The sequence below is a fragment of the Parasedimentitalea denitrificans genome, from assembly GCF_011813015.1.
Taxonomy (GTDB): Bacteria; Pseudomonadota; Alphaproteobacteria; order Rhodobacterales; family Rhodobacteraceae; genus Parasedimentitalea; species Parasedimentitalea denitrificans.
In genome coordinates this window covers 72,476-95,378 of the sequence record NZ_QHLQ01000008.1, presented here as the reverse complement: position 1 = coordinate 95,378, position 22,903 = coordinate 72,476, and the positions used below count along the sequence as shown (strand labels likewise).

Genomic DNA, 22,903 nt, shown 5'->3' with positions numbered 1-22,903 from the left:
GGTTTCTTTTTGCTAAAAATACTCAAATCCCAACCGGGGCCTCAAACACCTACGTCCGGACCATAGCACAGCATCTCTTCGGCCAGATCTTCGACCTCATACAGTTCCGTCGCTTCCGGATTGTTCTCAAACCGGGCCACCAACCCGTGCGGCTCCACTGAAAAACTCCAGCATTGCGGGTCACTGCGATGTTCATAGATGAAACAGATCTGGCCAGCCTCTTCGTACCAGTGGCCTTCCTCGCAGCGCCCATCCAGAAATGACCAAAGCACCCGACGGTTTGGCAGATACCGCTCAACCCCATAGGTGGTTCCATCAAACCCATAATACAGCGTGCGGCCTAAGGTGTAGCGATCGAACGCCTCACCGTTCATCGGCTCCCCAGCCATCAGCGAGCTGGGCAACAGATGCGATAGAACCAAGGGAATCATTAAACAGATGCGCATGGGATGACTGTGCCAGATTCATCGCTTTCAGGCTATGGGTCTTGCCTACCACAGGTAACAGGTTGGCGCGGGGTCACCTTTGACCACACCCTCCGGATTGGGCAAACCTGACCGCCAAACCAGGAGGCCCCCTCATGACACTTGACCAAATTCTCTTCCTGTCTGCAGCCCTTTGCGCCGCTACCTACCTGTGGCAAACAACCGGGCCGCAGGGCACATTGCGCAGTCTGACCAAAACCGCTTCGGTGGCCTTGCTGGCTCTGGCGGCGGCTTGGGGCGGGGCGCCCTTGCTGTTGGTTCTGGCGCTGGCAGCCTGTGCGGTGGGGGATTTCTGCCTGTCACGTGACGGCGACACCTATTTCATGGCAGGCATCGGCGCATTTGCGCTGGGGCATCTGGGCTATATCGCGTTGTTCCTGGGGCTATCTGACAGTGATCCGGCGCAACTGCTGATGATGCCCCATCTGGCCCCGGTGATTGTATTGCTCTGTGTCGGGCTGGCGATGGCTGCATTGCTTGCCCCGCGCGCAGGCGCGCTGAAGATCCCCGTTCTGTGCTACATCCCGATCATTTTGGGCATGGGGCTGGCGGCGCTGACAGTGCCGGGGCAGGGGATGCTCCTATTGCTATTGTCTGCTTCACTGTTGTTTATCCTGTCAGATATGGTTCTGGCCGCTGAAACCTTTGTGCTAAAGCCGGATCACCCGGCCCGTCGCGTCACTCCCTATGTCATCTGGGTCACCTATTGGGGCGCACAAGCCGGGTTTTTCACAACTTTTGCCTGAGCCCTTACCCTGAGCCCTTTGCATGTGCCGCAAATCCGCATTAAGTGAGGGAGAAACCCTTTGCGGAGACCATGATGGCGTTTTTCTCCAAACTAAAAGACAAACTGTTCAAGTCCTCATCCAAGCTGGAACAGGGACTTGACGCAATTGTCGAAGAGGCGGTCGAGCCTGCACCCCAGGCTGAGAAACCGGCGCCTGCACCCGTTGCTGATATCCCTGACACTCCGGCGACACAGCCTGCCCAACCTGCTGCACCTGAACCGGCCTCGCCTGGCCTCGTGGGCCGCCTGCTGGGGCGCAAACCGGACGAGCCCCGCCGGGTGCTGGACGACGACATGTTGGAACAGCTCGAAGAACTGCTGATCACATCTGACATGGGCGTGGATACGGCATTGCGGGTTACAGCCAACATGGCCGAAGGCCGCTTTGGCAAAAAGCTGTCCACATCCGAGATCAAGGATCTTTTGGCGGCAGAGATCGCCCGCATCATGGAAAACGTCGCCAAGCCGATGCCGATCTACTCCAAACGCCCGCAGGTGGTTCTGGTGGTTGGCGTCAATGGATCCGGCAAAACCACCACCATCGGCAAACTGGCCAGCCAATTCAAGGCAGCGGGCAAATCGGTGGTGATTGCCGCTGGCGACACATTCCGGGCTGCAGCCGTAGAACAGTTGCAGGTCTGGGGGACGCGCGCCGGGGTGCCAGTTCTGACCGCCCCCGAAGGCTCCGACCCGGCCTCACTGGCGTTTGACGCGATCACCAAGGCACAAGAAGACGGTGCAGATCTATTGATGATCGACACCGCAGGTCGGTTGCAGAACCGTGCTGACCTGATGGAAGAACTGTCCAAGATCGTCCGGGTGATCCGCAAGGTAGATCCAGATGCACCGCACAATACCCTGTTGGTGCTGGATGCCACCACTGGTCAGAACGCGCTGAACCAGGTCGAGGTGTTCCAGAAAATCTCTGACGTGTCCGGCTTGGTGATGACCAAACTAGATGGCACAGCCCGTGGTGGTGTGCTGGTGGCACTGGCTGACAAATTCGGCCTGCCAATTCACGCGATCGGGGTCGGCGAACAGATCGACGACCTGGCCCCCTTTGATCCACAGGAATTTGCCGCTGCTCTAACCGGGCAGGGTCTGTCCTGATCTCTTCTTCTTGTTAAAAATACCTTCCGGGGGACCGGGGGTGGCAAACCCCCGGCGCTGTCGACCTGACATGAGGTTCTAAATTGAGCGATTGGCTGATTTCTTTGGAAGGCACCGAGGCTGGCCATCGGGCAGCCTTGTATCTGGCATTGATGGCAGCTGTGCTGCACGCGGTGTTCGGGGCCTTGCAAAAGGGTCGCCATGATCCCTGGTTGTCACGCGGGGCCATTGATTTTTCATACGGTATGATGGCCGCGCCGTTTGCCCTGTTTGTGGTGCCCTGGCCAGAGCCGCATATGTGGGTCATTTTCGCCGCCGTTTGGGTCATCCATATTCTGTACAAGGCCCTGCAGGCACTGGCCTATACCAAGGGATCCTACACTGTGGTTTATCCGGTGGTGCGGGGCACCGGGCCGCTGTTCACGGTGATTGGCGCCTATTTCCTGTTTGGTGAGACATTCACCCTGATCCAGTGGAGCGGGGTGATGGTGCTGTTGATGGGGATCTTTGGCTTGGCCGCCTATAACCTGCGCTATCTGGAAACTAACCGTGATACGCTGGTGATCGCCTTGGTTCTGGCCGGGATCACCGGATTGTTTGTCGCGCTCTACACCACCTATGACGCCTATGGCATCCGTGCCACGGCGGATCCGTTCACCTTTCTGGCCTGGTTCTTCATGATCGACGGGATCGCCATGCCGATCTATGCCTATATGCGGTACCGCAAAATGGCCGAACCACCGGCCGCCGGTCCGTTAATGCTGCGCGGGTTCTTTGGCGGGCTGGTGGCCTTTATGTCTTTTGGTGCCGTTATGCTGGCAACCCGGTTGGACAAGGTTGGCGAGGCAGCGGTACTGCGCGAGACTTCAACCGTGTTTGCAGCCCTGATTGGCTGGTTGGTGCTGAAAGAGACAGTCGGCCCGCGTCGCATTGCCTTGATGGCTTTGATCGCGCTGGGTGCCGTGATAGTGGAGATGGGCGGATAAGGCCACGCCAATAGGGTGTGCCCCGCAGGACGAAATAAAAGGACAGGCAATGGCCAAGGAAAAGATCAACCCGATGCTGAAGATGGTGCTGGAAATGGGCCCCATCGTGCTGTTCTTTATCGGTTATATGAAGCTGAAAGACAGTAGTTTCCTGATCGCAGGAACCGAGTATCAGGGATTTATTGTTATCACTGCGGCTTTCATCCCGCTGATGATCCTGTCCTCTGCTATCCTATGGAAACTGACCGGTCATCTGTCCAAGATGCAAATTATGACGCTGGTGCTGGTCATTGTCATGGGTGGCCTGTCTGTCTGGCTCAATGATCCCAAATTCATCAAAATGAAGCCGACGTTGCTTTATGTTCTGTTTGGCGGTGTGCTAGGCTTTGGTCTGCTGCGCGGCCAGAGCTACCTGAAATTGGTGATGGAGGAAGTTCTGCCAATGAAGGAAGAAGGCTGGATGATCCTGACCAAACGCCTGTGCGGGTTCTTTCTGGGGCTGGCGGTGCTGAACGAACTGATCTGGCGCACCCAGGATGAAAGCACATGGGTCTATTTCAAGACCTTTGGCCTGACCGCTGCGGTGTTTGTGTTCTTTATCTCGCAAAGTGGCCTGTTCCAGAAATATGGCGAAGAGAGCGAAGAAACACCGGGTGCTGCCGAATAAGAGGCTAGGTATACCGTCGCCTAGTGCGAACTGGTTTTCTGTATCGCCCGGCCGAGAGGCCGGGCCGCGCCTGACCTCCCCGTCAAACCATAGGTTTGCCTTCGGCAAAACGGGAAGGCGCTTTGCACCTCTCCAAGGTCAGGCACTGCCCGTGCGTCAGAGGTGAACAATCACCGCTTGTACAACAAATCCTGCGCCGCTTTGCTTTGCTGGCCGCCGCGCAGTTCCAGCGCCAGGGCGTGCCCGACGATAACACCGGGGCGGCTGCTGACAAGGTCCAGCCAACGAGCTAAATGTGGCTTATCTTCAAGAGTCTGTTGCTGGCCTTCCCAAAGCGAGGCCCAAGGCCAGATAGCCATATCGACGATGGTGTAGTCTTCGCCAGCCACATAGGTGTTCTCAGCCAATTGACGATCCAGCACGCCGTAAAGTCGCGCCACCTCGGCCCGGTAGCGATCCTTGGCATAGGGTAAATCCTGCGGTGGATCCATCTTAGGCGCATATTTCAGGAAATGATGCGCCTGACCGGCCATTGGTCCAACCCCGCCCATTTGCCACATCAGCCATTGATCGACCACCAGTCGTGCCCGTTCTGTATCGCCATAAAAGCGTCCGATCTTGCGGGCCAGATACTGAAGAATCGCACCGCTTTCGAACAGAGAGATCGGTGCGCCGTCTGGTCCGTTTGGATCGGTGATGGCCGGCATCCGATTGTTGGGGGCAATCTTTAGGAAATCCGGCTCGAACTGATCCCCCTTGTTAATGTCAATCAGGTTCAGCTCGTACGGCAGGCCCATTTCCTCAAGCGCAATGGAGATCTTCCAACCGTTTGGAGTGGGCCAATAATATAGCTGAATTGGCTGCTGCATGAGGTCTCTCCTGTTAGGACTGGCTGTTGTTGGAAGTGTTTCAGCCTGCGCGATAAGAGCGTGGCGGTGGAGCAGGGTCAATAGCAGGTGAACGGCATGTTGACTGGAGGGAACCTGTGCCGCTGGTAACGGAGACTACACAAACCTGTGAAGCACGAGGATGTGTGTGCTGGTTCACTGTCTATGTCGCGCGGCATCGGTATGGTCGGCGCATGATCAGAACAGCCAGACAAAATTCTTCGGAGGCCAAATGTCTAAGACCCCTGTGACCCGCCGCCGTGCCCTGATGGGTGCTGCCGCGACGCTGATGACGCCGTCAATTCTACGGGCGCAGTCAACGGATGCGTTTCCTGTGGATGAAGAGTCCATCGGGAACGAGGTCTCGGTCAATCGCAACATTTCAGCGTTTCGCAAGCAGCGCTGGCAGGATCATTTTGAGACCTTGGGGGTTGGTTGTTTGCTGGCGGATATCAATAGCCGAGCAGTCCATTACTGGAGTGGGGATGAAAGTACCTATCGCCTGTTCCCGTCATCTGTACCACTGACCGAAGAGCTGACCAAACGTGGCTATTCAAAAGTGGTCCGCAAGGCAAAGAACCCCAGTTGGACGCCGACCGCATCAATGCGCGAGCGGGACCCGACTTTGCCACTGCGGATGGACGGTGGTCCGGGTAATCCATTAGGGACCCGCGCAATGTATCTGGATTGGCCGGCCTATCTGGTTCACGGAACCCATGACACTCGCAAAATTGGTCGGCAGAGTTCGTCGGGGTGCATTGGGCTGTACAACCAGCATGTCGAAGACCTGTATGAGCTGGTGAAGGTGGGAACCCAGGTCCGACTGCTGTAACCGCAAAAGAAAAGGCCGCAGATTTCTCTGCGGCCATTCCGTAAGTCATTCTAGAAGCGGAGCTTATTCCATCACTGGGATAGAGAACTCGCCGCCTTCTTTGATGCCCGAGGGCCAGCGTGCTGTCACGGTTTTGGTGCGTGTGTAGAATTTGAACGCATCCGGGCCGTGCTGGTTCAGGTCACCAAAGGCAGATTTCTTCCAGCCACCAAAGGTGTGATAGGCCAGCGGAACCGGGATTGGCACGTTGATGCCGACCATGCCGATATTGATCCGGTTGGCAAAGTCACGGGCGGTGTCGCCATCGCGTGTGTAGATCGCGGTGCCGTTGCCATACTCGTGGGTGATCGCCAGCTGGATTGCTTCCTCATAGGTTTCTGTACGCACAGTTGTCAGAACCGGGCCAAAGATCTCTTTCTTGTAGATATCCATGTCGGGTGTGACGTTGTCGAACAGGTGCGGGCCAACAAAGAATCCGTCCTCGTAACCTTGCAGGGAGAAGTCGCGACCATCAACAACCAGATCAGCGCCTTGATCCACACCGGTTTGAACCAGGCTCAGGATGTTGTCTTTGGCAGCGCTGGTGACAACCGGGCCATAGTCAACATCGTTACCGGCAGTGTAAGGGCCAACTTTCAGGCTCTCGACACGTGGGATCAGCTTTTCGATCAGCTTGTCAGCAGTTTCCTGACCAACAGGAACTGCAACCGAAATCGCCATGCAGCGTTCGCCAGCAGCACCGTAACCGGCACCGATCAGCGCGTCAGCAGCCTGGTCCAGGTCAGCGTCAGGCATGATGATCATGTGGTTCTTGGCGCCACCGAAACACTGAACGCGCTTACCCTGGGCACAGCCTGTGCCATAGATGTATTCAGCGATTGGTGTCGAGCCAACAAAGCCAACCGACTGAACAACGTCGTTGTACAGGATCGCATCAACCGCTTCTTTGTCGCCGTTGACAACCTGAATGATGCCTTTTGGCAGGCCTGCTTCTTCCAGCAGTTCAGCCAGCATCAGCGGAACCGAAGGTGCGCGCTCGGAGGGTTTCAGGATGAAGGCGTTGCCGCAAACGATCGCTGGTGCAAACATCCACATTGGGATCATCGCCGGGAAATTGAACGGCGTGATACCTGCAGTGACACCTAGCGCCTGGCGCATGGAGTACATGTCGATGCCGGGGCCAGCGCTGTCGGTGAAGTCACCTTTCAGCATCTGTGGCGCGCCGATGCAGTATTCGACAACTTCCAGACCACGCTGAACGTCGCCTTTGGCGTCGGGGATGGTTTTACCGTGCTCGCGGCTCAGGGCCTCGGCCAGCTTGTCCATATCGCGGTTCAGCAGCGATACATATTTCATCATCACACGGGCGCGACGCTGTGGGTTTACCGCTTCCCATGCAGGCTGAGCAGCCTTTGCAACGGCAACGGCTGCTTCCAGCTCTTCCTTGGTTGCTAGCGGGACTTTGGCCTGCACTTCGCCAGTAGCCGGGTTGAAGACATCAGCAAATCGTCCGGACGTACCTTTGACGTGTTCACCGTTGATATAGTGGGTCAGCTCTTGCATTGGATCCTCCGCAATTTATTTGATCAGAGCATAGGCTTGCAAAAAACGTCGGAAAAGAGGAAAGATTCCAAATACGTTTTGCAAGAACGCAAAGAGTCAGCAGAAGTTGAACGGAGACGATCAGAATGAAGAGTATGGACCCGCAATGGGATGATATGAAAGTCTTTTTAGCGGTGGCGCGTGAGGCCAGTTTATCAGGTGCGGGCCGGATACTGAAGATGGACCCAGCAACCGTTGGGCGGAGAGTTGCCAGATTTGAAAACGCGCTGGAAACGCCCCTGTTTGTTAAATCTCCCCAAGGCTACGCGTTGAGTGCAGCTGGCGACCGGTTGCTGAGCCATGCAGAAGATGCCGAGCAGGCAATGCGGGCGGCAAAAGAGGCGCTAAGCGGGCCTAGTGAAACACTGGCAGGGCAAATTCGCATCGGTGCCCCGGATGGCAGTGCCAATTATTTGTTGCCGCAAGTCTGTACCCAGATCGGTGCCGACAACCCGGATCTGGACATTCAGATTGTGGCCTTGCCACGTGTGATCAATCTGTCGCGACGCGAAGCAGACATGGCGATTACCGTCAGCGCGCCGACGGCGGCGCATCTGAAGGTGCAAAAGATCTGTGACTACAAACTTCATCTTGCGGCCTCGCGTCACTTTTTAAGAGAGGTCCCACCTATCACCAGTGTCGAAGATCTAAAGCAGCACAAATTGGTTGGATATATCCCTGATATGATCTTTGATCGTGAGTTGGACTATCTGAACGAGATTGGTCTAGAGCGGGTGGCATTGGCGTCTAACTCGGTTTCTGTGCAGCTGCGATTGGTGACACAGGGCACCGCTCTATGTGTGGCGCATGACTTTACGCTGCCATTCCACCGACCCCTGCGCAAAGTGCTGCCGGACAAGATCAGCCTGACTCGCAGCTTCTATCTCGTGCAACATCATGGCGATCAGCGCAGTGAACGTTTGAACAGATTTGCGGAAGCTCTAAGCAATGGACTCCGCGACGAAGTCGCACGTCTTGAAGGGTTGACTTGACACGGACGAATATTGCGGCAACCCTTAGAAATACGAAGTAAAATTTCAGAGGGAGCGCCCATGCTAGTTCACTTAATTCTGAAATCTAAGGCAAGTGCCGGGGTGGTCACAATTTCCCCGGACGCCAAAATTTCCGAAGCCGCAACATTATTGGCGGATCGACGGATTGGGACAGTTGTTGTGTCATCCGATGGGGAACATGCCGAAGGTATATTGTCCGAGCGCGATATTGTGCGTGAATTGGGTAAATCAGGTGGCGGATGCTTGGATAAAGAGGTGAGTGGGTATATGACCCGTAAGCTGATTACCTGCACCAGCCACGACAATGTTGGCCAGATTTTGCAACAGATGACGGACGGTCGTTTCCGTCACATGCCTGTTGTCGAAGACGACAAACTGATCGGGTTGATCAGTCTGGGCGACGTGGTCAAAGCGCAGTTGTCGCAAGTCGCGATGGAGAAGGATGCCTTGCAAGGCATGATCATGGGGCATTAAGCCCCAGATGTATGAGGCATTAAGCCTTTGGTGGGATATCAGTATTTTCCCCCTCTTGCGCTGCACTGCGCAATTGTGTTTGCGTGTGCAGCAAATTTGACTCAGCAGGAGGCCCGCCATGCGCGTAGCTCTGTACCCAGGTACGTTTGATCCAATTACCATTGGCCACGTCGACATCATCCGGCGCGCTACCGCTCTGGTGGACAAGTTGGTTATTGGTGTTGCGATCAACCGGGACAAGGGGCCCATGTTCTCGCTGGAAGAACGCGTTGCGATGATCGAAGCGGAATGTGTCAAGCTAAGCGAACAGACCGGCACAGAAATTGTTGCGCATCCGTTCGAAAATTTGCTGATTGATTGCGCCCGTGATGTCGGTGCCCAGATCATCGTTCGGGGCCTGCGGGCTGTTGCTGATTTTGAATATGAATATCAGATGGTTGGCATGAACAGGGCGTTGGATAGCTCGATCGAAACCGTGTTTCTGATGGCCGAGGCAAGGCATCAGGCGATTGCCAGTAAGCTGGTCAAGGAAATCGCCCGGCTGGGTGGCGATGTCTCAAAGTTTGTCACCCCTAGCGTTGATGAAGCCCTGCAACGGCGGCTAAGCGAGTAACACTGCGGCACCTGTCGGACGTTGCTTGTTGCCTGTTAGGCCGGGCTACCAGAACATCGATCGCTGTGCCGTAACACGCGGCACAGGCGTTTTTTGCTACCGCAACGTGTCTGTTTGTGTGCTCTTAGGGTCTACCTTTCCTTACATATGCCGCCGCGACTCAGGCGGCCATTGCCCAAAAGCTTGATCCGCAATACACACAGGCGGATTTTACAGGCACGAGGTGATCCCTCACCGGTGATGTCGGCGGGAAACAAGACGTGTTTTGACCCGTGATGTCCAGGTTGATAGATTGGCTCAACTCAGCGGGAGGGGGTTTCCCGCAGATGGAAGGGAATAGAATGGCGGGAACAGCCGGAAGCGGAGGGCTGGGCGCCCTTGCAATTGGCGGCATCGCAACTGTTGCGGTGGTGATTGGCGGCGTGGTGCTGATGCAATTTGGGGTGTTCCAAAGTGAACCGCCAGTTGATGATCCGGTGGAGACATCCGAACAAGTGACGCCTGTATCCGAGGCTCCAGATGTCGCGGTGATGACGGAGCCTGCCAATACAAATGCACAGACTGGTGGTGAAAAACCGGCCACTGACGAGAGCCAGGCTGTTGCATCTGCGTCGACTGACGAAACAGCAGATCAAACTGCCGCACCAGAGGTGGTCGAGGAGGCTGCTGCACCAGAGGCCGTCGCGGAAACTGCCGCACCAGAAGCTGTTGAAGAAGAGGTTGCGCAGGCGGAACCCACCGAAGAGGCCGACATGCCGACTGATGTTGTCGTTAGTGCCGGGGAAACTGCGGTAGCTGCCGAGGAACAGGTGGACGAGGCACCAGCGCAGGCGGCCACAGCGCCGACTGAAACTGTAGAACAGGTTGAGGAAACTGTAGAGGTCGCCGCCGCGCCTATTGTGGACACCGCCCAACCTGAAGAAACCGCTGTAGTAGAAAATACAGCGCCAAGCACCGAGGCTCCGGCGGAGAACACAGAAGTTTTGGCAGAAGTGAGTGAAACGACCGAGGTGTCAGTTTCGGAGGAAAAAGCCGAAGAAATCGTGACAGCAGCGCTGGCCGAACCCGAGGCTGCGCCTTCTGAAGTTGTTGAAGAACCGTCGTTTGTACTGACGGCGCCAGAACTGGATCTGGTCCGGTTTGATGCAGATGGAGCTGGCCTGATCGCCGGACGGGCGCAAGCGGGCGTCGAAATTTCGGTCTTGCTGGATGGTGATGTGCTGGATCGGTTTGAGGTCGAGAAGGGCGGTGAATTCGTGTCGTTCTCATCCATTGACCCAAGCACCAAGGCGCGAGTTGTGTCATTGGCAGCCGCCTTTAATGGCCAGATGATAATGTCTGACGCGACATTTATTCTTGCCCCCAGCGCAGCAGTGGATGTGGTGGCAGAGGACACTGAACAGCCAGAGGTCGTGGCAGTGGCCCAGACTGATGTGACGACAGATGTGCCTGCGGAAAAAACAGCGTCTGCTGATGTCGTGGCGTCTGTCACCTCAGAAGTGGTGGAAGAAGCAAAGGTTGAGGCTCCGAGTGAAACTGTAACAGAGGAAGTCGCAGAAGTTGCGACAGAAGGAGCTGCAGTAGAAGAAGTTGCAGAGGTTGCTCCGGTATCCGATGACCCAGTCGAGGAGGTCACTGAGGTTGCCGAGGTCGAGGACCAACCAGAAGAGGTGATCGAAACCGCAGCAGTTGACGTTGCGACTGTTGCGCCGCAGCCGGTTGCTCAGCCCATGACAGAGACCGCGCCGGAACCAGAGGCTTCGCCTGTTGCGATGGCCGTTCTAAAGTCCGATTCAGAAGGGGTTGAACTTGTTCAGCCCGCTACTCCAGTTGCGCCCGAACTGTTGGGTAAGGTTTCACTGGATATCATCAGCTATAGCGGCGAGGGCGATGTGCAGCTTGCAGGTCGCGCCGGTCCAGGCACGCTGGTTCGCGTTTATCTGGACAATAGCCCAGTGGCCGATATCCAGTCTGCCAAAGATGGCAGCTGGAAAGGCCTGCTGAGCGACATTGCTCCGGGGATTTATACGTTGCGCCTTGATGAACTGGACACCGAGGGCAAAGTCCTGAGCCGTCTGGAAACGCCATTCAAGCGGGAATCGCCTGAGGTCCTGCAGCCACCTGCAGCGCCAGAGGACAGTCCAGCCGAGGCCACACCGCCAATCCGCGCCGTGACTGTGCAAAAGGGGGATACGCTTTGGGCGATCTCGCGTGAGCGGTACGGCGACGGGTTGCTGTATGTTCGAGTGTTCGAAGCCAACCAGGAAGCGATCCGGGATCCGGATCTGATCTATCCGGGGCAGATCTTCTCTATCCCGGAGTAAATATTTGAAAAGCCAGAAAAACGCGCCTTCCGGGGCGCGTTTTTTGTTGCGTGCGTCTGGATTGCACGGGACACAGCACCTATCTCGAGTTGTCTAGCAAGGAAAAGCCATGACCCAGAGCGACGAAGTTACAGCCCGCGATGAACGCCGCTCAAGCATGCGTACACTGCGCAATGTTGTGCCCTATCTTTGGCCCGATGGGCAGGGGTGGGTAAAGCGCCGGGTGGTTCTTGCGATGGCCGTGCTGGTGCTGGCCAAGGTAATCGCTGTCTATACGCCGATACTGTACAAAGGCGCAGTCGATAGTCTAGCAGGCGAGGGCGTGCCTGATCTGGCGCTGGGTGCGATTGGTCTGACCGTGGCCTACGGTATGGCTCGGATCATGACCATTGGGTTCCAACAATTGCGCGACGTTGTTTTTGCCCCTGTTGGCCAACGCGCGTTGCGACGGCTTGCTCTGGAGACATTTACTCACATTCACCGCCTGTCGATGCGCTATCACATCACCCGCAAAACCGGGGGGCTTAGCCGGATTATTGAACGCGGTGTCAAAGGTGTCGAATTCCTGTTGCGGTTTATGCTGTTCTCAGTCGGGCCGCTGATCTTGGAACTGACCATGGTCGCGGTGATCCTGGCGGTGTTGTTCGATGTGCGCTATTTGCTGATTGTTGCGGTGACCATCGGGCTGTACGTCTGGTTTACTTTTGCCGTTACCGAATGGCGGGTGAAGCTGCGTCGCGAGATGAACAAACAGGACACCGACGCCAACCAAAAGGCGATCGACAGTCTGCTGAACTATGAAACCGTCAAGTATTTCGGGGCTGAAGGGCGAGAGGCAGAGCGTTATGATGGCGCTATGCGGGCCTATGCTGCTGCCGCGCTAAAGACTGCGTATTCGCTGGCATTTCTGAACTTCGGCCAGAGTGTTCTGATTACGCTGGGTCTGATCGGCGTAATGGTTCTGGCAGCGATAGGGGTGCAGGATGGCACTTTGACGGTTGGTGATTTTGTTATGGTCAACGCCTATATGATCCAGATTACCGTGCCGTTGAACTTCTTGGGGACTGTCTACCGCGAGATCCGCCAGAGCCTGGTGGACATGGGTGAGATGTTTGACCTGCTCGAGCAACCCGCTGACGTGTCAGACCGGGATGGCGCAGGCGCGCTGGCTGTAAACGGTGGGCGGATCACTCTGCGGGATGTACACTTTGGCTATGACCCTGAGCGCCAGATCCTAAAGGGAGTTTCGCTGCAGGCAGAGGCCGGCCAGACGGTGGCAATCGTTGGATCTACCGGATCGGGCAAATCGACAATTGGTCGGTTGCTGTTCCGGTTTTACGATGTCACCGGTGGGGCGCTGTTGGTTGACGGTCAGGACGTACGCGACGTGACGCAGGCCAGCCTGCATGATGCTATTGGTGTGGTGCCGCAGGATACGGTGCTGTTCAATGACACAATTGGCTATAACATCGGTTACGGCCTGAGCGGTGCAACTCAGGAACAGATCGAGCAAGCGGCGCGGGATGCGCAGATCCATGACTTTATTCTGAGCCTGCCAGATGGCTATCAGACCACTGTGGGGGAACGGGGGTTGAAATTGTCGGGTGGTGAAAAGCAGCGCGTTGGTATCGCCCGCACATTGCTCAAGGATCCTCCGATCCTGCTGCTGGACGAGGCGACATCGGCGCTGGACAGTGATACCGAGCAAGAGATCAAAGAGGCGCTGGCACGGGCAGGCAAGGGGCGTACGGTGATAACCATTGCGCACCGTCTGTCGACCATCGCCGAAGCGGATCAGATTGTGGTGCTGGAGCGCGGAGAGATCAGCGAAATCGGCACCCACGATGATCTTCTGTCCCGCGAGGGGCGCTATGCCCATCTGTGGCAACGCCAGCAGGCGGATCAAGACGCGGCCTGATAATGTTTCCCGGCTGCAATGCCGGGAGACGCCCGACTTTGGTTGCCTGCAGGAGAGGCCAAAACTGGGCAGCGGCCAAAGCATTGCCGGTTGGTCAACATGGCACTAGGGTGGCCTAAACAGCCAATCTCCCGGTGCCATAGATGTTGAAATTCTTACGTTTTCTCTTGATCACGGCTATTCTCGCCGTCTCACTTAGTCTTGGGTTTCAGTGGGTCTATAAGGTGCCATCTGCGCAGGGGCGGGTTGATAGCACGGCGCTGGCTGCGTCCATGGACACACTGTTAGGGGCTGAAGTTCTGCCGCTTGCTAAGCAGCACCCGGACCTGTCTGGCGTAGCGCTGCTACCGCAGGGGCATGATGCGTTTGCCGCGCGGATACTGCTGGCCGAGGCAGCCCAAGACAGTATCGATGTGCGCTATTATATCTGGCAAAAGGACGCCACTGGGCTGATGCTGCTAGAAGCCATACGCCGGGCGGCTGATCGCGGTGTCCGGGTCCGGCTACTGCTGGATGATAATGGCACCCCTGATCTGGACCCCGAACTAGCAGAGTTGAACCTTCACCCTAAAGTCGAAATCCGCCTGTTCAATCCATTTGTGCTGCGCAGTCCGCGGGTGGCCTCTTACGCGCTGGATTTTGCACGGGTGAACCGGCGGATGCACAATAAGTCTTTCACGGTTGACGGCGTGGCCACAGTAGTTGGCGGGCGCAATGTCGGGGATATCTATTTCGCCCACAGTGCAGGTGTAAATTACTTTGATCTGGATCTGGTTGCGCTAGGCCCAGCGGCAGAAGATGCAGCACAGGATTTTGACCTGTACTGGGCCAGCCCCTCGTCGGTTCCCGCTGATCTGATCCTGCCCGCAGCCGGAGATGAAAGTGGCAGTGTGCTTGCGGCATCGGTTGACGAGGTAGAGGACAGTCTTGGGGCCCGGCAGTTTGCGGCATCGGTGTTGGCGTCAGACCTGATGAAGCAATTGCAGGACGGTGCGCAGGGGTTTGAGTGGGCGGATTTGCAGATGGTCAGCGATCATCCGGCCAAGGGGCAGGGCCGGGTTGATCCCAGTAAGCTGATGATCAATCGGTTGGGGCAAATTCTGGGCCGTCCCGAGCAAAGCGTTGATCTGGTATCCGCCTACTTTGTTCCCGGTGACCGCCTGACTGCGATGATGTCAGGCTGGGCAAAGCAAGGCATACGGGTCAGGGTACTGACCAACGCGCAAGAGGCCACTGACGTACTGCCGGTGCATGGGGGCTATCTGCAATACCGCGATGACCTGCTGGATGCCGGGGTGAAACTGTTTGAGTTGAAGTCATCGAATGACCAAGCCGAGGATCTGGAATTGCGGGACCAGTTTGGCCTGATCGGGTCGTCCAAGGTCAGCCTGCACGCCAAGGCGTTTATCATAGACGAGCGCGACCTGTTTATCGGGTCGTTTAACTTCGACCCACGCTCGGCGCATTTGAATACGGAAATGGGCTACCTGATCAAGGGGGCGAAACTGGCCCGCTCGGTTGTGCCGGGGTATGCCGGACAGCTAAAAGAACGCGCTTATCAAGTTCGCCGTCGAGCAGATGGCGGTACGGAATGGCAAGAGACGTTGCCGTCGGGAGAGCAGAGGGTATTGGAGATAGAACCGGGGTCGACTGTCCTTACGCGTTTCTTGGTGCAGATGGTGGGGTGGTTGCCAGTGTCCTGGCTGCTTTGACGGTATGCGGCGTTACATCGGCAGTCACATGCAAATCGGCCCCTGACGTTTCAATGTCAGGGGCCGATTTGTGTTATGCTTATTCAGCGGCTTGAAGCGTTGGGCCGCTAGGCTTTTCCGTTTCTTCGACCTTGGGCTCAGGTGGGGCTTCGGAAACTGACCCCCACTGAATTTCCGTTGTCGGCATTTTACGTGCCTTACGGGCCAGACGCATGTCTTGGGCGATTCGGCTAGAGCGACCACCAGTCAGTCGCGCCAGCAGACGGCCCATCCAGGACAGGTAGGTGCCCAGCCAGATGCGGATTGCCAACATCGATGGCGTCACAACCAGCGTCAGGATCGTCGCAATACCCAAACCAAAGACCACAGCCGTTGCCAGCTGTTTCCACCACAGCGAGGTCGGGCTGTTGATGGAATAACCACCTTCGATGAAATCAAGGCTGAGGCCAAACATCATCGGGGCCAGACCGGCCATTGTGGTAATCGTGGTCAGCAGCACCGGACGAATCCGAGCCTCGGCAGTGCGAATGATCGCCTCGATCCGGGGCATACGCTGGCTGAATTCCTGATAGGTGTCGATCAACACAATGTTGTTGTTCACCACAATCCCGGCCAGCGCCACGATGCCCGTACCCGTCATGATGATCGAGAACGACTGCCCCATCACCATCATACCGATCAGCACACCAGTGGTGGACAAGACCACCGCCAGCAGCACCAAGATCGAGTTGTAGAACGAGTTGAACTGCGCCAGCAGGATCACGAACATCAGTCCCAGCGCACCGGCAAAGGCGTTCATCAGGAAGGCACCGGATTCAGCCTGTTCCTCTTGGTCACCGGTCCATTCGTGGGTAACAGCCGAGGGCAGGGGATTGGTGTCGAGCCATTCGGTCAGCACCTCGATCCGCTCATTTGCATTCACTGGTGCGAACCGTGCGCCATCCTCGATCGCCTGATGCAACTGTTCATTCGAAGTCGCGCCAGTCAGCTGAACCAGCTCTAGCTGGATGCCACCCGGACCATCAAACACGTCGCCGTTGGCAGTGGCGCCTTCAGCTACCGCAACAAACAAGCCCAAGCGCATGTCTTCGCCCGTTTCGGGATCAGCCCCAATCAGCTTTTGCAGGCCCGGTGCGACGTCAGCTTTGACATCAAAATACCGTTGCTGTTCCACGCGGCTGATTTCGGCCAGTTTGGGAACCGGCTGGCGTGTGATGAAGTTTGACAAAGGCACCAACCCGTCTGCAGTCCGCAGTTTGAGGTTGTCGAGCGTTGACAGCACCCGGTCCTGCTCTGGCAGGCGTACCCGGATTTCGATCTCTTCATCCGAACTGTCGACCCGCATGGTGTCCAGCAGGATACCACGGGTTACCAGTTGAACCATCGCACCGACGGTTGCCACATCCGCGCCAAATCGGCCAGCTTCTTCAACGTCTACGTTGATCTGCCAGTCAATGCCGGGCAGGGGCAGGCTGTCTTCGATCAGGATCAGGCCGGGGGTTTCTTCAAAGTGAGCCCGCGCCGCCAGTGTTGCTGTTGTCAGGTCGTCCCATCCATCACCTTTGATACGTAGATGGATCGGTTTTCCCGAACCGGGCCCCTGTTCCAGTACCGCCATCTCGGCAATGAAACCAGGCAATTTTGCCAGCTCTGCTTCAAGCTCTGCGATCACGGTTTTGCCGTCAAAGTCGGTGGCTGTAACGCGACGGTTCAGCAGGCCAAAGAACCAGGCTTCAGACTGCGTTGGACGATCTTCCCAGGCGATGATTTCGAACTGAACCTGGCCAACCGTGTCCGCTGGTGACTGACCGCCACCGGGACCACCTGTGTCCAGACCACCTTCGCCAGCGAAGGCAAAGACGTTGATCACGGCGGGGTGGGCTGAAATGACCTCTTCAACTTCTTTAACCAACAAGTCGTTTTCAGCCAGTGAAGTATTGCCGCGAGCACGCACATAAACAGTGGCCTGCTCTGGCTCGGTATCGACAAAGAACTCAACACCGTTGTTGTTTTCGCTAAAGGCACCGAACACGGTCATAATGGCAAACCCAACCGCGCCAACCGTCACGATTGGCATTACAGGGTTGCCGACGATGAATTTGATGAAATAGCCGAAACCCGTGTGGTGATACCCGGGCTCAATAGCTTTTTCACGGCGTTGAATCCCAGCGGCACCCAAAACCACCGAGGCGGCAAAGGCGGACAGGATCAACAACAGGGCGCCTGCCAGCAGCGGTGCAACACCTGTGCTGCCTTCGGGCAGGATGTAATCCGGGTTCAGCATCTGCATGGCGCCGACAAACATACCGTACATTGGCAATGGCACCAGTGGAACACGGATCCACCATGGCAAAACAGCACGCAAGCCGTCTGACAGGTGTTCAAACACCCGGCTCATCCGGCCCGATACACCACCGACGACCGGCAGATAGATCAGGGCCACCAGCAGAGAGGCTGACAGAACGAAGATCAGTGTGATCGGCAGCATGCTCATGAACTCACCCGGAACGCCGGGCCAGAACAGCATAGGCAGGAAAGCACAAAGAGTCGTGGCAGTTGAGGAAACAACAGGCCAGAACATACGCTGTGCCGCCTCGACATATGCGTGCATTGGGCCGATGCCCTGTTTGATGCGCTTGTCAGCGTATTCCACCACCACAATCGCGCCGTCCACTAGCATCCCCACGGCCAGGATCAGACCAAACATCACCATGTTTGAAATGGTGATCCCCATCAGGGCAAGGAAGGCAAAGCACAGCAGGAACGAGGTCGGAATGGCAAAGCCCACCAGAAACGCGGCGCGGCTACCAAGTGAGGCAAGGATCACGATCATCACCAGTGCAACAGCCGTCAGAACCGAGCCTTCCAGCTGGCGAACCATAGAGCCAACAACACGGCTTTGGTCGTTTGAGGTGCCCACAGTAACAGCGGCTTGCAGTTCTTCGGGCCAGTTTTCCTGTGCCTCGGCAAGGGTGGCCTTTACCTGATCCACAGTGTCGATCAGGTTGAACCCTTTGCGTTTCACCACCTGCAGCGCAACGGTGTTGTCGCCATCAAAACGGGCTGTGCCTTTGCGGTCTTCAAAGGTGAAATTGATCTCAGCCAGCTCTCCCAGCGTCACCACACGGTCGCCGTTGATCTTGACGGGCAGGGTGTAGATGTCGCTGACGTCGTGAAACGACGATGGGATGGTAACAGAAAACGTACCCTGATCGGTCTCAACTTCGCCGGCCGCGATTAGCTGGTTGTTGTTGCGCACCACATTGATCAGTTCCAGCGCCGTGACGTTATACGCCTCTAGCCGCAATGGATCGATCAGAACCTCGACCATTTCGTCGCGGTTACCGGCAATCCCGGCTTCCAGTACCGAATCAATCGATTCGAAATCGTCCTGCAGATCCTTGGCAATGCGCGCCATGGTCCGTTCGGGCACATCGCCTGTCAGGTTGACGATGACAATCGGGAACTCAGAGAAGTTGATTTCGTTGATGGTGTAGGATTCGGCCCCATCGGGAAAATCAGCAGCAGCCGAGTTCATCGCATCACGCACATCAGCGATGACAGCGGTTTTGTCCCAGCCGAAATCAAATTCGAGTGCGACACCGGCATAACCTTCGGCTGCGGTGGAGCTCATCTTGTCCAACCCGTCAAGGTCGGCCAATTCGGTTTCCATCACCTTGACCAGTAGGCTTTCGGCGTCGACGGCAGAAATGCCGGGGAAGGGGACCGAAATGAACAAGGCAGGAATTTCGATGTCCGGCTCGCCCTCTTTAGGAAGGCTGGAATAGGCGAAGCCCCCCACCAGAATGGAGATGATAATAAATGCTATGACCATTCGGGCCCGTTCGGCGGCCCAGTTGACTAGTCCGATCATTGCGCAGCCTCACGGTATGTCGGCTTGACCGGGACACCGGCAACGACAAAGTCCTGACCGACAACAATGACATCAGCTTGCTCGGGCAGTCCCGACACCCAGACGCCATCGGCCTCGTCGCGCACCAGTTTGACTGGGTAGAAGGCGACGATTTGAGCGTCGTTGACCACCCGAACACCCAGCTGACCCTCATTGTTCAGTGTAAGCGAGGATTGCGGCAGCTTGTGCGCACGTTCACCTGGGGCTGAGATGGCGATATCGGCGGTTTGACCATCACGGATCGACAGGTCAGCGTTATCAACGGTGATCTGTACCTCAAAAGTGCGGGTGGTTGGATCAGCCGAACGACTCAGGAAGGTAACCTGTCCCTGAACACGCTGACCAGCGGCCAGTTCAGCCCCGGCCATTGCGCCAACCTGGATCCGGTTGACCTCAGTTTCTGGAACAAAACCAACAACTTTGATGGTGTCGAGTTGAATAACAGTGGCGCAGAGGCTGCCAGGCTGCATCAGACTGCCCAATTCCGCCGAGTCGCTTTCCAGTAATCCGTCAAACGGGGCTGTAATAGTAAGCCGGTCGATCTCTTTCTGGGCGGCTGCAACGGCGGCCACAGCGGATTCGATGCCAGCGCTGGTAGTCTGCAATCCGGTTTCCGCCGCCGCGATACCTGCGATTGCTGCACGCTCGGATGCTTGCGTCGCGGCAAGGCGTGTGTCGGAGACATAGCCGCCTTCGGACAGTTTCTGCGAGGCATTGTTGTTGATTTGTGCTTCTTTCAACCGGGCGCGAGCCTCGTCCAAGCGAGCCTCGGCCTCGGGGACGCGAGAGCGGGCTTCGGACAGGCGGGCCTGTGCCTCTAGCATTGCGGCTTGACGGGTCCCGGTATCAAGTCTGCAGAGCAGGTCACCCATTTTAACCTGGGCACCCTTGCGCAGTGGCTCAGAGATGACTGTTGCGGATGTTTCGGCGCGCACCGCAACCTGACGGGCGGCCTGTGTCTGACCTCGCAGGATGACTGCACTGTCGATTGCACGAGATTCGCTGCGAAGGGCAACAACACCGATCCGGTTCTCGGCAACCTCCGCAATGGCCTCGGAAGAAATTTCCGCAGCGTCATCTGAAATTTCGATCGACTCTTGCGGGTTTTCACCGCGTGCAAACGCCATTAGCGCGTCGCGTTCAATCACCAGCATATAAAGACTGGCTGTCACCACGATGGCGGTCAGCAATGGAATCAAGCGCATCATAGGCCCTTTTCAAGTAATGTCGGTCCGGATGGACCCTTAGATTATCCCGCAATGGGGTAAATAAATCCCACAGGGGGTCAGTTGGCTGCATAGACATAGGAACGAAATCTACATTGTCCAGACTAAACCGATTAGTTCAGTACACAAATTATTGCATTTCTTGACTACCCTCAGCAAGCGGGCCGGTAAACGCCCCTCTTGGCTTGCTCTCTCAGGCACGGTAAGAGAGGGAATTGAGAGAGAATTCCCCGGCGTAATCCGGGCCTACCAGGGACGAATTGATGAGCGATACTGATAGTTTTATCGACGAGGTAACCGAAGAGGTACGCCGCGACCGATTGTTCCTGATGATGAAACGATATGGCTGGATTGGCGCTGCTGTCGTAATCACGATTGTTGGCGGGGCTGCATATCGTGAATATGACCGGGCCAAAGTTTCGGCAGCAGCCGAGAAGCTGGGCGACGAGGTGATTGCAGCGCTGGCGGAAAATGAGACCGACATGCGCGCCGAAGCCCTGGCAACAATCAGTGCCGAGACACCGGGCGGTGATGTCATTCTGAAGATGTTGCAAGCGGGTGCGCTTGCGAATTCTGATCAGGGTGATGCCGCGGTGAAACTGCTGGCTGAAATTTCGACCAATGGCGATCTAGCGCCAATCTATCGCGACATTGCAGCATTCAAATCACTGGGTCTGCAGCAAGAAAGCCTGTCGGCTCAGGACCGTCGGATCCAATACGAAGCATTGGCGAAACCTGGTGCGCCGCTTCGACTGTTGGCACAAGAGCAACTGGCGCTGATCGAAATAGCTGAAGGCAATAGCGAAGCTGCTATTGCACGTTTGCGGGGCATCATCGAGGACGCCGAAGTCAGTGCAGACTTGCAAGATCGTGCACGCCAAGTGATTGTAGCCCTGGGTGGATCTCTGGATTTAACGGCTACCACGCAAGGGTAACGAAACACCGCGCAGTAAATGACGCGGGTATACGAATTGGAAGACGGGGCAGGGCATGATGTCAGCAACTAATACCTCTAGAGCAGGGTTGACCCTGCTTGGCGGCGCTTTGCTGCTGACCTTGGCCGCCTGCAAAGAGCCCGAGGTCATTCTACAGGGCGAGCGCGAGCATCTTCGCGAGGGTTCTTCCGTCAGGTTGGTAAACGAGTCACGTGCGATTTCATTGCCACAGCAAAGCGCCAATTCTGCCTGGCAGCAAAGCCACGGGATTGAGGCCTATCGCACAGCGCATCCGGCGCTAAGTGCCGCGCCACAGCGGATTTGGTCAGCCTCGATTGGGAAAGGCGATGAACGCCGCAACCGTATCACGGCCACACCGGTTGTTGGCGACGGCCGCATCTATACGCTGGATAGCGGCGTTCAGGTTTCTGCGATCTCACCCTCGGGGCAGGTTCTGTGGACGACTGATGTAGTGCCTTCGGCTGACGGTGGTGCAACGGGCGGTGGTCTCGCGTTTCATGAGGGTGTTGTATACGTCTCGTCCGGCTACGGCGTGTTGACGGCGTTGAACGCAACCAGCGGCAAACAAATCTGGCGTCAAAAGCTGGAAGCGACAGGTTCGGGTCAACCAAGTGTTGGCAACGGGCTGGTATATCTGGTTGCCGGAGATGACACCGGATGGGCCATTAACACCAAGGATGGCCGGATCGCTTGGCAGATTGCAGCAACACCCAGCCCATCCAACGTACTGGGTGGCCCTGCGCCGGCCCTGACGTCTGACTTGGCAATCTTTGCCTTTGGTTCAGGCGATTTGTCTGCGACATTCCGTAACGGCGGCTTGCGTCGCTGGAGCGCCTCTGTTGCAGGCAAGCGTGTTGGACACAGCACTGCCCGTATTGGTGATGTCACAGGTGGACCTGTTGTCGTCGGTCGTCGCGCATATGTCGGCAACCATTCGGGACGCACGGTGGCGTTTGACCTTGAAGACGGCAGCCGTATCTGGACTGCGCGTGAGGGCGCAACAGGACCGGTATGGCCTGTTGGTGGCAGCTTGTTCCAAGTCAGCGATCTGGGTCGTCTTTTGCGTCTGGATGCGAACACCGGCGAAGTGATCTGGGCTGTAAAGCTACCCAGCTACCTAAAAGACAAGCCCGGAAAGCGCAGCGCGATTGTGGCTCACTATGGCCCGGTGCTGGCGGGTGGCAATGTTGTTGTGGCCTCAAATGATGGTCTATTGCGTCTGTTCAATCCCGAAAATGGCAGCCTAGTACGCACGGTCGAAGTGCCCGGTGGCGCAACCACAGCACCCATCGTCGTAGGCAAAACCTTGTACGTGGTATCGACAAAAGGCGAATTGCACGCTTTCCGTTGACGCCAGAATGCGCTATGGGGCGCATCTGAATCGCTGAAAGTGTATCT

General features: G+C 56.5%; 18 protein-coding genes. 13 read left to right on the top strand and 5 right to left on the bottom strand.

Translation table 11 applies throughout. From position 1 onward, the window contains the following. Positions 1–41: 41 nt before the first annotated feature. Positions 42–446 carry a hypothetical protein gene (locus DL239_RS10030; RefSeq protein ID WP_167683874.1) on the bottom strand — a complete coding sequence of 135 codons (405 nt, stop codon included), beginning with the start codon at positions 444–446 and terminating at the stop codon, positions 42–44. A gap of 134 nt (positions 447–580) precedes the next feature. Between DL239_RS10030 and DL239_RS10025 the strand changes: the two genes are divergently transcribed. The 4 genes from DL239_RS10025 (at position 581) to DL239_RS10010 (ending at position 4,035) form a co-directional block, all read left to right on the top strand. Next, complete coding sequence (locus DL239_RS10025; RefSeq protein WP_167683873.1) at positions 581–1,231, top strand: lysoplasmalogenase; 651 nt, start codon at positions 581–583, stop codon at positions 1,229–1,231. A 74-nt stretch (positions 1,232–1,305) separates the two neighbouring features. Continuing rightward, positions 1,306–2,382, top strand: a complete 1,077-nt coding sequence (gene ftsY / locus DL239_RS10020; RefSeq protein WP_167683872.1) for a signal recognition particle-docking protein FtsY — start codon at positions 1,306–1,308, stop codon at positions 2,380–2,382. 83 nt (positions 2,383–2,465) lie between these two features. Then, positions 2,466–3,368 (top strand): EamA family transporter, encoded by a 903-nt coding sequence (locus DL239_RS10015; RefSeq protein WP_167683871.1) that lies wholly within the window; start codon positions 2,466–2,468, stop codon positions 3,366–3,368. 49 nt (positions 3,369–3,417) lie between these two features. Continuing rightward, the gene (locus DL239_RS10010) at positions 3,418–4,035 is read left to right on the top strand and encodes an inner membrane-spanning protein YciB (RefSeq protein ID WP_167683870.1); all 618 of its coding nucleotides are present in this window, start codon (positions 3,418–3,420) and stop codon (positions 4,033–4,035) included. Positions 4,036–4,205: 170 nt separating this feature from the next. On the opposite strand, the gene DL239_RS10005 is transcribed toward DL239_RS10010, so the two are convergent. After that, positions 4,206–4,904 carry a glutathione S-transferase N-terminal domain-containing protein gene (locus tag DL239_RS10005; RefSeq protein ID WP_167683869.1) on the bottom strand — a complete coding sequence of 233 codons (699 nt, stop codon included), beginning with the start codon at positions 4,902–4,904 and terminating at the stop codon, positions 4,206–4,208. Positions 4,905–5,154: 250 nt separating this feature from the next. On the opposite strand from DL239_RS10005, the gene DL239_RS10000 reads away from it, so the two are divergent. Then, complete coding sequence (locus DL239_RS10000; RefSeq protein ID WP_167683868.1) at positions 5,155–5,754, top strand: L,D-transpeptidase; 600 nt, start codon at positions 5,155–5,157, stop codon at positions 5,752–5,754. 63 nt (positions 5,755–5,817) lie between these two features. Here the strand turns inward: DL239_RS10000 and DL239_RS09995 are convergent, their stop codons facing one another. Further along, positions 5,818–7,317 (bottom strand): CoA-acylating methylmalonate-semialdehyde dehydrogenase, encoded by a 1,500-nt coding sequence (locus tag DL239_RS09995; protein ID WP_167683867.1) that lies wholly within the window; start codon positions 7,315–7,317, stop codon positions 5,818–5,820. 134 nt (positions 7,318–7,451) lie between these two features. On the opposite strand from DL239_RS09995, the gene DL239_RS09990 reads away from it, so the two are divergent. From DL239_RS09990 to DL239_RS09965, 6 genes are all read left to right on the top strand, one after another. Beyond that, positions 7,452–8,348, top strand: coding sequence for a LysR family transcriptional regulator (locus DL239_RS09990; protein WP_167683999.1), 897 nt, complete (start codon positions 7,452–7,454; stop codon positions 8,346–8,348). A 60-nt stretch (positions 8,349–8,408) separates the two neighbouring features. After that, entirely contained in the window at positions 8,409–8,843 is a 435-nt protein-coding gene (locus DL239_RS09985; RefSeq protein WP_167683866.1) for a CBS domain-containing protein, read from the top strand. 118 nt (positions 8,844–8,961) lie between these two features. Beyond that, positions 8,962–9,456, top strand: a complete 495-nt coding sequence (coaD, locus tag DL239_RS09980; RefSeq protein ID WP_167683865.1) for a pantetheine-phosphate adenylyltransferase — start codon at positions 8,962–8,964, stop codon at positions 9,454–9,456. Between the two features lie 341 nt (positions 9,457–9,797). Beyond that, positions 9,798–11,780, top strand: a complete 1,983-nt coding sequence (locus DL239_RS21665) for a LysM peptidoglycan-binding domain-containing protein (protein ID WP_240931830.1) — start codon at positions 9,798–9,800, stop codon at positions 11,778–11,780. Between the two features lie 109 nt (positions 11,781–11,889). Further along, complete coding sequence (locus tag DL239_RS09970) at positions 11,890–13,698, top strand: ABCB family ABC transporter ATP-binding protein/permease (protein WP_167683864.1); 1,809 nt, start codon at positions 11,890–11,892, stop codon at positions 13,696–13,698. 143 nt (positions 13,699–13,841) lie between these two features. Further along, positions 13,842–15,410, top strand: coding sequence for a phospholipase D family protein (locus DL239_RS09965; RefSeq protein ID WP_167683863.1), 1,569 nt, complete (start codon positions 13,842–13,844; stop codon positions 15,408–15,410). 79 nt (positions 15,411–15,489) lie between these two features. Here DL239_RS09965 and DL239_RS09960 read toward each other — a convergent pair whose 3' ends face one another. After that, on the bottom strand, positions 15,490–19,284 hold the full coding sequence (locus tag DL239_RS09960) for an efflux RND transporter permease subunit (protein ID WP_167683862.1): 3,795 nt from the start codon (positions 19,282–19,284) through the stop codon (positions 15,490–15,492). After that, a complete protein-coding gene (locus DL239_RS09955) occupies positions 19,281–20,528 on the bottom strand; it encodes an efflux RND transporter periplasmic adaptor subunit (protein ID WP_167683995.1) in 1,248 nt (415 codons plus the stop codon). Before DL239_RS09955 ends, DL239_RS09960 begins: the two co-directional genes overlap by 4 nt. A gap of 284 nt (positions 20,529–20,812) precedes the next feature. On the opposite strand from DL239_RS09955, the gene DL239_RS09950 reads away from it, so the two are divergent. Continuing rightward, positions 20,813–21,484, top strand: coding sequence for a hypothetical protein (locus DL239_RS09950; RefSeq protein WP_167683861.1), 672 nt, complete (start codon positions 20,813–20,815; stop codon positions 21,482–21,484). Between the two features lie 55 nt (positions 21,485–21,539). Then, a complete protein-coding gene (locus DL239_RS09945; protein ID WP_167683860.1) occupies positions 21,540–22,856 on the top strand; it encodes a PQQ-like beta-propeller repeat protein in 1,317 nt (438 codons plus the stop codon). Positions 22,857–22,903: the final 47 nt, after the last annotated feature.